At 73.0% G+C, this 9,355-nt stretch carries 6 protein-coding genes; 2 read left to right on the top strand and 4 right to left on the bottom strand.

Annotation, left to right across the window (positions count from 1 at the left end):
- Window positions 1-483: 483 nt before the first annotated feature.
- Window positions 484-1,032 carry a MarR family winged helix-turn-helix transcriptional regulator gene (locus tag ACP4IX_RS31455; RefSeq protein ID WP_426523053.1) on the bottom strand — a complete coding sequence of 183 codons (549 nt, stop codon included), beginning with the start codon at window positions 1,030-1,032 and terminating at the stop codon, window positions 484-486.
- 137 nt (window positions 1,033-1,169) lie between these two features.
- On the opposite strand from ACP4IX_RS31455, the gene ACP4IX_RS31450 reads away from it, so the two are divergent.
- The gene (locus ACP4IX_RS31450; protein WP_426523052.1) at window positions 1,170-2,447 is read left to right on the top strand and encodes an MFS transporter; all 1,278 of its coding nucleotides are present in this window, start codon (window positions 1,170-1,172) and stop codon (window positions 2,445-2,447) included.
- 97 nt (window positions 2,448-2,544) lie between these two features.
- Here the strand turns inward: ACP4IX_RS31450 and ACP4IX_RS31445 are convergent, their stop codons facing one another.
- On the bottom strand, window positions 2,545-4,200 hold the full coding sequence (locus ACP4IX_RS31445; protein ID WP_426523051.1) for an ATP-binding SpoIIE family protein phosphatase: 1,656 nt from the start codon (window positions 4,198-4,200) through the stop codon (window positions 2,545-2,547).
- A gap of 178 nt (window positions 4,201-4,378) precedes the next feature.
- Complete coding sequence (locus tag ACP4IX_RS31440; protein ID WP_426557917.1) at window positions 4,379-5,752, bottom strand: NAD(P)/FAD-dependent oxidoreductase; 1,374 nt, start codon at window positions 5,750-5,752, stop codon at window positions 4,379-4,381.
- A 374-nt stretch (window positions 5,753-6,126) separates the two neighbouring features.
- On the opposite strand from ACP4IX_RS31440, the gene ACP4IX_RS31435 reads away from it, so the two are divergent.
- Window positions 6,127-6,948, top strand: a complete 822-nt coding sequence (locus tag ACP4IX_RS31435) for a TetR/AcrR family transcriptional regulator (RefSeq protein WP_426557915.1) — start codon at window positions 6,127-6,129, stop codon at window positions 6,946-6,948.
- A gap of 274 nt (window positions 6,949-7,222) precedes the next feature.
- On the opposite strand, the gene ACP4IX_RS31430 is transcribed toward ACP4IX_RS31435, so the two are convergent.
- Window positions 7,223-9,346 carry an asparagine synthase-related protein gene (locus ACP4IX_RS31430; protein ID WP_426523048.1) on the bottom strand — a complete coding sequence of 708 codons (2,124 nt, stop codon included), beginning with the start codon at window positions 9,344-9,346 and terminating at the stop codon, window positions 7,223-7,225.
- Window positions 9,347-9,355 lie beyond the last annotated feature (9 nt).

Here is a 9,355-nt window from a genome sequence, read left to right as displayed (position 1 = left end):
AGTTCTCAAGGAACGGACGCTTCCTTTGTACTCACCCGAGAGACTCTCTCAGGCTTTCCTCCGGGCGCTTCCCTTCGATCTTGCGTTTCCGACTCTATCAGATCCTTTTCCGATCCGATTTCCTCGATGCTTTCCAGGTTCCCGCTTTCGCGTTTCCCTTTCCGGCGCTTCCGACTCTATCAGATCCTTTCGGCCCTGATTACCCGTCAGAGGGGGTTGTCCTCGCGGCTGTTGGGCCGTTCCGACGTCTCAAACCTTAGCGGACTCTCCCGGCGATTCCCAATCGGAGTGGACCGGGCCGTCGAGCCTCAATCGGAATTGAATTCGGGCACGCCGAAGTCGTTCCCATTGAGGGGGTCGTGCTGGTGGTTTGGTGCCGCTGCTGCGGCGGGAGGTGCTACCGCAGAACCGTTACGGCCCCGTGGCAACCCGAAGAACCTTACGGATCCTGCGGGGGACTGTCAACCACACCTGTCAAGATCTTTAATCGAGGTCGCTGAGCCTGCCGCCGGCGTCCGGCTGGGCGTGTTCCACCCTGCGCAGGAGACGGGTGAGCACGTCGCCCAGCGCGGTCCGGTCGTCCGGGGAGAGGTCCTGGAGCAGGTCCTCCTCGAAGACCGTGGCGAGGCGCATGGCCTCCAGCCACTTCTCGCGTCCCTCCGCCGTCAGCTCGACGATGACACGGACCCGGTTGGTCTCGTCGCGGTCCCGGGTGACGAGCCCCTCCCCCACCATGCGGTCGATGCGGTGGGTCATCGCGGCCGGGGTCAGGCCGAGCCGCTTGGCGAGGTCCCCGGGGCCCAGCCGGTAGGGAGCGCCGGAGAGGACGAGCGCCTTGAGCACCTCCCAGTCGGTGTTGCTGATGCCGAGCTCGGCGGTCTGCCTGCCGTACGCGACGTTCATACGGCGGTTGAGACGGGAGAGCGCCGAGACGATCTTCTCGACCTGGGGGTCGAGGTCCTGGAACTCGCGCTGGTAGGCGGCGATCTGTTCTTCGAGTGTCGGCTCGCCGGCGCCGGAGGTGTCGCCCATGGCCGCAGTATGGCACGCGGCTTCTTTGCCTTGAAGTCCTTCGCTATGTACTCTTTACCTTCGAACTTTAGCTTCTAAGTCTTCAGCTCTAACGGTTGAAGCGATCGATCCACGAGAGGGTGAACGTGACCAGGGCAATGGGCGCAGCGATGCGCCGGATCCATGTGGGCAACGCACTCAGCGCGTTCGGGCTCGGCTTCACCGTCCCCTACCTGTACGTCTATGTGGCGCAGGTACGGGGACTCGGTTCTGTCACGGCGGGTCTCGTCCTCGCCGTCTTCGCCGTGGCCGCCCTGATCGTGCTGCCGTTCGCCGGGCGGGCCATCGTCCGGCGGGGCCCGCTGCCGGTGCTGCTCGTCGCCCTGGTCACCGCGGCGGTCGGCGCGCTGAGCCTGGGGCTGTCGGCCTCGGCTGCCGCCGTGCTGCTGTCCGCCGCCGCGCTGGGAGCGGGGCAGGCCGTCATGCAGCCGGCGCTCGCGACGATGATCGTGGACTGCTCCACGACGGAGACGCGGTCGCGGGCGTTCGCGATGCAGTTCTTCCTGCAGAACCTCGGGCTCGGCGTCGGCGGACTCATCGGCGGGCATCTGGTCGACACCACGAGCGCGTCCTCCTTCACCCTGCTGTTCGCGATCGAGGCGGCGATGTTCCTGCTGCTGGTCGCGGTGATGGCGACGGTGCGCACGCCGCGCGCGCCCCATGTGGCGCAGGTGCCCGGGCAGGCTGCCGGAAGCAGCTGGAAGCAGCTGCTGGGCAACCGGGCCATGGTGCAGCTGTGCGTGCTGGGCTTCGTGCTGTTCTTCGCCTGCTACGGGCAGTTCGAGTCGGGGCTGAGCGCGTACGGCGTCGAGGCGGCCGGGATCTCCACGTCCGCGCTGGGGACCGCCCTGGCGGCGAACACGCTGATGATCGTGATCGCGCAGTTCGCGGTGCTGAAGTTCGTGGAGCGGCGGAAGCGGTCCCGTGTGATCGCCTCCGTGGGGCTGATCTGGGCCGTCGCGTGGGCGGTGGCCGGGTACGCCGGGCTCGGGCACGGCAGCCAGGCGATGGCGACGGCCGCGTTCATCTCGACGTACGCGCTGTTCGGGCTGGGTGAGGCGCTGCTGTCGCCGACGCTGGCGCCGCTGGTGGCCGATCTGGCGCCGACCGGGCTGGCCGGGCAGTACAACTCCGCCTTCGCCCTGGTGAAGCAGCTCGCGCTGGCGATCGGGCCGGCGGTGGGCGGGCCGCTCGGGGCCTCGCTGCACGCGCCGTACATCGTGACGTTCCTGCTGTTCTCACTGGTCATCACGGTGTTGGCGGTGCGGCTGGGGCGGCAGCTCACGGACGTACAGAACCAGCCGTCGCTCGCCCGGAGCCGGGTGGTCACGCAGGGCCGGGCACCGGCCGACGCGGTGGCGGCCGCGGAGGCGTGAGGCTTGCAGGCCTGATGCCTGGGGAGTGAGGCGTCTGCCGTGACGGGTTCGTACCTGTCGCGGCAGACGCCTCACGCCGTGGCTCACGGGCCGTGGCTCACGGCTTCGGCAGGAGGAACTCGCACCAGACCGCCTTGCCGCCCCCGGGCGTGCGCCTGGACCCCCAGTTGGAGGCGATCGTGGCGACGATGGCGATGCCCCGGCCGGACTCGTCCACCGGTTCCGCGCGGCGGCGTCTGGGCAGGTGGTCGTCGCCGTCGGTGACCTCGACGATCAGCCGGCGGTCGGTGCGGCGCAGACGCAGGCGCATGGGGGGCGTGCCGTGCTGGAGGGAGTTGGCGACCAGTTCACTGGTGGCCAGCACACCCAGGTCGTGCAGTTCGGTGGGGAACCGCCAGCTGGTCAGGACTCCGGACGCGAAGGCACGCGCGCGGGGGGCCGCTTCGACGCCGCCGAGCAGTTCCAGAGCGGCGTTGCGGAAGAGCTCGGCCTGCGCGCCCTTGCGGGCGGGATGCTGGAGGACCAGGACGGCGACGTCGTCGTCGTGGTCCGGGGTGACGCCCGCCGAGCGGACGAGGCGGTCGCAGATCACCTGGGGGCTGCCGGTGGCGCCGGACAGGGCCCGTTCCAGGGCGGCGATGCCGTCGTCCAGGTCCTCGTTGCGGCGCTCCACCAGGCCGTCGGTGTAGAGGACCGCGGTGGAGCCGGGGGTCAGGGCGATCGAGCCGGACGTGTGCATCCAGCCGCCGGTGCCGAGCGGGGGGCCGGTGGGTTCGTCGGCGCGCTGGACGGTGCCGTTCTCGTCGCGGACCAGGAGGGGCAGGTGCCCGGCGGAGGCGTACACCAGCCGGCCCTCGTTCGGGTCGTGGATGGCGTAGACGCAGGTGGCGATCTGGTTGGCGTCGATCTCGGCGGCGAGGCCGTCGAGGAGCTGGAGCACCTCGTGCGGGGGCAGGTCGAGGCGGGCGTAGGCCCGTACCGCCGTGCGGAGCTGTCCCATGACCGCTGCCGCGCGCACGCCGCGGCCCATGACGTCGCCGATGACCAGGGCGGTGCGGCCGCCGCCGAGGGTGATGACGTCGTACCAGTCGCCGCCGACCGCGGCCTCGGTGCCGCCGGGGTGGTAGGTGGCGGCGACGCGCAGGTCGTCGGGTTCCTCCAGTTCCTGCGGGAGCAGGGAGCGCTGGAGGGTGACGGCGGTCTCGCGCTGGCGGCTCTCACTCGCGCGCAGGCGGCCCGCGGCCTCGGCGTGGTCGGTGACGTCGGTCGCGAAGACGAGGACACCGCGGTCGCCCCGGCCGCCGCTGTCGCCCTCGGTGACCGGGGTGCAGGTGAAGGTGTAGGAGCGGCCGTCGGGGGCCTTGCGGGACTTGAGGGTGCGGGGTCTGCCGCTGCGCTGGACCTGGTCGAGGAGCGGGAAGAGGCCGAGCTCGTCGAGTTCGGGGAGGGCCTCGCCGGCTCGTTCGCCCAGGTCGCGCATGCCGAAGGCGGCGACGTAGGCGTCGTTGACGTAGGAGAGGCGGTGGTCGGGGCCGTGGACGAGGGCGACGAGGGCCGGGACGCGGTCGAGGACGTCGCGCACGGGGAGGTCGTCGACGGCGGGGACGGGCGGGGCCTCGTCGGTCAGTTGCTCGGCGCGGGCGGCGGGTACGGTGCCGTCGCCCCGCCGGTCCGGGGAGACCGTCGTGTCGGTCCGCGCTGCGGCGCGGCGCTGCGTTCCGGGGAGTCGGGCGCTCCAGCGCGTGAAGTTCACGAATCCTTGCCTCGTGTAGTTGTCGGCGGCCCGGGTCCGGGACGGGCCGGGGCCCCGGGGGCCGCGCGGGAACGAGCGGCGGCGCGCCCGCTGTGTGGCCCAGTCTGGCAGGGTGCCGACCGGGCCGACATCCGTCAGACGCTGGACCGGCCGGGGGAGTTCCTGGGTCCGGTCAGGACTACTCCTTCGGGTTGCGCGGTGGTTCCTCAGAAGGCTTTCCACCGGCCGCGAGTTCGAACTCCGCTCGCGGATGTTCGAGAGAACCCAGGGAGACGATCTCCCGTTTGAAGAGTCCGGCGAGGGCCCATTCGGCCAGCACGCGCGCCTTTCGGTTGACGGTGGGGACCCGGCTGAGGTGGTAGGCGCGGTGCATGAACCACGCGGGGTAGCCCTTCAGCTTGCGCCCGTAGACGTGCGCGACGCCCTTGTGGAAGCCCAGGGAGGCGACGGAGCCGGCGTACTTGTGCGCGTACGTGTCGAGGGGCTCGTCGCGCAGGGCGTGCGCGATGTTGTCGCCGAGGACCCTGGCCTGGCGGACGGCGTGCTGGGCGTTGGGTGCGCACTCCCGGCCGGGCTCCGCGGCGGTGACGTCGGGGACGGCGGCGGCGTCTCCCGCGGCCCACGCGTGTGGGGCGCCGTCGACGGACAGGTGGGGGGTGCAGGTGAGCCGGCCCCGGTCGTCGAGGGGGAGGCCGGTGGCGGCGAGGAGCGGGTGGGGTCTGACGCCGGCCGTCCAGACGACCGTACGGGTGGGGAGGCGGGTGCCGTCGCTGAGGACGGCGACGCGGTCCGCGCAGGACTCCAGGCGGGTGTCCAGGCGTACGTCGATGTTGCGGCGGCGCAGTTCGGTGACCGTGTAGCGGCCGAGCTCCTCACCCACCTCGGGGAGGATGCGGCCCGAGGCCTCGACGAGGACCCACTTCATGTCGTCCGGTGTGACGTTGTGGTAGTACCGCGTGGCGTAGCGGGCCATGTCCTCCAGTTCGCCGAGGGCCTCCACGCCCGCGTAGCCGCCGCCGACGAAGACGAAGGTGAGGGCGGCGTCGCGGAGGGCGGGGTCGCGGGTGGAGGAGGCGATGTCCATCTGTTCGAGGACGTGGTTGCGCAGGCCGATGGCCTCCTCGACGGTCTTGAATCCGACGCCGTGGTCGGCGAGGCCGGGCACGGGAAGGGTGCGCGAGACCGAGCCGGGCGCGAGGACGAGTTCGTCGTACGTCAGCCGGCGGGCGCCCGTCCTCTCCTCGTCGGTGGCGAGGGTGGTGAGGGTGGCGGTGCGCGTCGTGTGGTCGACGAAGCGTGCCTCACCGATGACGACCTCGCAGTGACCGAGGACGCGGCGCAGCGGCACGACGACGTGCCGCGGGGAGAGGGAACCGGCCGCCGCCTCCGGCAGGAACGGCTGATAGGTCATGTAGGGGTCGGGAGTGACGACCGTGATCTCGGCTTCGCCCCTCCGGAGTTCTCCTCTGAGGTTCCGCTGCAGTCGCAGCGCCGTGTACATCCCGACGTAGCCGCCGCCGACAACGAGAATGCGCGCACGTTCCTTCACCATCCCATGACGCACCCGACGCTTGCGTTTGTCCACAGGCTCGTCGATTTGTGTGACCGGAGACCGCGCGGCCCCGGGGTGCTCCGTACGGCCGCGCTCCGGTGCGGTCGTGCAGGTCAGCGGGGGTGAGCCCGAAGGCGGAAGGTGGCGCGTCCGGGGCGTGTGCGGTCCGTGGTCCGATCGGGGGTTGCTCCGTGCGGAACCTGCCCCTTCTGAATTGACCCTCGCTCAACTATGTTCTTTCCCACGGGGTGTAAGGGGATGTGCTCATCGGGTCCGCGACGGGCGGACCGCGGAGCCGGGCCTGTTCCGCGCACTCCGGCTTTCGATGGCGGGGAGTGTCTCCGGGGGGAGACGCCATTACCGGGGGATTGTCTATGCATGTTCAGGACTCTCATTGGTCGTCCGCGTCCGCTGTCGCGCCGGGTGGCGCGATGAGTGCGACGGCGGGCGGCGCACGCGGGGACGGAGGGCGCACCGCGCCTTTGCGCGTGGACGCCCAGCGCAATCTGGAGCACGTGCTGCGCGCCGCACGCGAGGTGTTCGGGGAGCTGGGGTACGGCGCGCCGATGGAGGACGTGGCGCGGCGCGCGCGGGTCGGGGTCGGCACGGTGTACCGGCGCTTTCCGAGCAAGGACGTCCTGGTCCGGCGGATAGCCGAGGAGGAGACGGCCCGTCTGACCGACCAGGCCCGGACGGCGCTCGGGCAGGAGGACGAGCCGTGGTCGGCGCTGTCGCGCTTCCTGCGGACGTCGGTCGCCTCGGGCGCCGGGCGGCTGCTGCCACCGCAGGTGCTGCGGGTCGGAGTGTCCGACGACGGTGACGGCGGCGCCAGTGGTGGCGGTGGTGTCGTGGGCGGTGAGCCGCGGGTGCCGCAGCAGCGGATGCAGCCGGGCTCCGGCGAGCTGCGCCTGGTGTCCGACGGGTCCGCGCGGGCGGGTTCGCCGGTCGGCGGACCGGTCTCCGGGACGGTTTCCGCGGAAGGTGACGACGGGGCGGCGGAGCTGCTGGACGTCGTGGGCCGGCTCGTGGAGCGGGCGCGGTCGGCGGGTGAGCTGCGACCGGACGTGTCGGTGTCGGACGTCCTGCTGGTGATAGCCACGGCGGCGCCCTCGCTGCCGGACGCGGCGCAGCAGGCGGCGGCCTCGTCCCGGCTGCTGGACATCCTGTTGGAGGGACTGCGGTCGCGCCCGGCGTAGGACCGCGGTGCCGTCGGGTGGGGCGGAACGTGACGGGCTTCCGTACGCTCCTCGTCCCGCTCGCGGCTCCCCTTGCCCCGCTCGCGTCCGCCGGGGCGGGAGGTTCTTCTCCTTCTCCGCACGGCTGAGCGCCGGTACCGCGCCGCGGCACGTGGCACGTCCCCACGGACGAGGGGTGATCGTCGTCGGCGTGCCCTGGACGAAGGGCCCTATGCGCGCCGGCCCGGTGGGCGGGTGGCTGGGCAGGTGGCGAGGGCCACCGGTGAGAGGCTGGTCAGACCCGCCTCGCGACCGCCCCCGCCCCCGCCCCGCCCAGCGCGCCCCTCTGCGGTGTGATGCCCGCCGGTACCGCGCGTTGGCGGGCCGGGGTGCCGGTCCAGCAGGTGCCTCGGCGGGCGAGGAGGCGGCGGAGCCACAGTTCGAGGGAGACGAGGTCGGCCAGCCCGTCCAGGGGCAGGGCCTCGCCCGCGGCCGCCGCGCGCACCGCCTTGCGCACGACCCGTGCCTCCACGAGCCCCGCCTCGGCGAGCAGCGGCGTGTCGAAGAGACCCAGCAGGGAGTCCGCGGCGACCCGCAGCCCCGTCCGCTCGGCGGAGGCCGCCACCACCTGCGTGGGCGCCCCCCAGCCGCTGGGCAGCTCGTTCACCCCCGAGCCCTCCAGCACCGTCCGCAGGATCGCCGCGCGAGCCCCCGGCCGCACCCGCAGTGCCTCCGGCAGCGCACGGCAGGCGCGGACGACCTGGTTGTCGAGGAACGGGGTGTGCAGCCGTTGGAAGCGGATCTCGGCGGCCTGTTCCAGCACCCGCACGTCCGCCGCCCGCCGGGCCAGCGCCGCACGCGCGCGGAAGTCACCGGGCCGCTGCCCCGGCCCGACCCCGGACCGCTGGGAGGACGTCTGCAGACGAACCGATACTTCAGCCAGCGCCTCTCCGGTCAGCCACCGCGCCGCCGGCCCCGGCCCGGCCCAGGTCAGCACGGCGAGCGACGCCTCCATGGCGCCGTCGCCCGGCGTGTCGAAGCGTCGGCGCAGCAGCCGTTCGGAGAGCACCTCGAGCCCGGTGCGGTACGGCGTACGTGCCAGTCGCCGGGCCGCCGCGTACACGCGCGCGGGGACCAGCACCGACCCGTCGGCCTTGGCCAGCGCGGCGACCGGCCGCACGAGATGGCGGCGCTTGCGGTCCATCAGCAGGTCGGCCAGCCGCGCCGGATGGGCGTCCAGCACCTGCCGCGCCCCGTACCCGGTGAAGTGGTCCGCGCTGCCCGCGGCCAGCCGCGCCCGGTGCCGCGCCGACGCGATCAGGGACGAGCCCGGTTCGTCCGTCAGCGGCCCGTCCAGCGCGGCGTACGGCAGCATCTCCTCGCCGCCGGTGACCACCACGTGGTGCAGCCGCGGGTTGGCCGCGAGGGCCCCGGCCCGCTCCATCTCGGCCTCCTGCCCGCCGACGGCGAGGTCGTTGAAGGTGACGGCCAGCAGCCGCTCCCCCGCCCCGGTGCCGTGCCCGAGCACGGTCCCCGGCATCCCGGGCAGTCCGGCGGCCAGCAGGGCCAGCGTTCCCGAGGCCGGGCCCCCGGACAGATCGGCGCCGATTCCCGGAACCGGCATCCCGCGCGCGGCACGCCGTTCGGCGGGCCCCATGCCCGGGACCGGGCCGGGGTCGATGCCGTCCCCCGGGACGTGCCGGGGCGCGGCGAGGCGCGTGCGCACCGCTTCCACCAGGGCGTCCCGCACGCCGTCCACCGCACGGTCGGGGTCGGCGGAGGGCGCCGCGACCGCGAGTGAGGCCACCGGCTCGTACCCGGCGATCTCGCGCGCCCCGGCGCGCAGGATCAGCGCATGCCCCGGCGGTATGCGTTTCACGCCGTCGTACGGGGTGGAGTCGTCCAGCGCGGCCGGTACGTCGGGCGCGGCGAGCAGCGCGGCGAGGTGCCCGAAGTCGAGGTTGGCCTCGATGAGGTCGGCCAGGGGCAGCGCGGCCGTCGCGTACGCCGTGCCGCCCGCCCAGGGGGCGTGGAACACCGGGCGTACGCCCGCGAGGTCACCGCAGACGGTGATCCGCCGGCCCACCTGGACGACGGCCGTGTAGCTGCCGGGCCATGCCGTCAGGTGCCGGAGGGCTCCGCCGCGCGCGGCGAACAGTCCGACGCGCAGCTGCTCGTCGGTCGCGCCGCAGATGCCGAGGACGGCGATCCTGGTCTGCGGGTCGGCCGTGACGACGCGCACCTCGTCGGGGCGCCAGTCGCCGACCGCCCACAAGGGGTCGGGGTCGCCCCACAACAACTGGGAGCCCACGGGCTGCACGGTCTCGCCGTCGTAGCCGGTGGCTCCCGCGGAGCCGCCCGCGCCGGCTGTGCCCGCGGCCCCCACGGCGGTGCTGCTCCACCCCACCAACCACCGCATCGACGCCTC

It is taken from the genome of Streptomyces sp. WG5, assembly GCF_049974565.1.
Lineage (GTDB): Bacteria > Actinomycetota > Actinomycetes > Streptomycetales > Streptomycetaceae > Streptomyces.
Note: the sequence above shows the minus strand (reverse complement) of the source record. Positions and strands in the feature narration are given on the sequence as shown.

Bases quoted from the DNA above. Each gene is read 5' to 3' on its own strand.
- ACP4IX_RS31455 (WP_426523053.1), bottom strand. From the start codon at position 1,032: ATGGGCGACACCTCCGGCGCCGGCGAGCCGACACTCGAAGAACAGATC.
- ACP4IX_RS31450 (WP_426523052.1), top strand. From the start codon at position 1,170: ATGGGCGCAGCGATGCGCCGGATCCATGTGGGCAACGCACTCAGCGCG.
- ACP4IX_RS31440 (WP_426557917.1), bottom strand. From the start codon at position 5,752: ATGGTGAAGGAACGTGCGCGCATTCTCGTTGTCGGCGGCGGCTACGTC.
- ACP4IX_RS31435 (WP_426557915.1), top strand. From the start codon at position 6,127: ATGCATGTTCAGGACTCTCATTGGTCGTCCGCGTCCGCTGTCGCGCCG.
- ACP4IX_RS31430 (WP_426523048.1), bottom strand. From the start codon at position 9,346: ATGCGGTGGTTGGTGGGGTGGAGCAGCACCGCCGTGGGGGCCGCGGGC.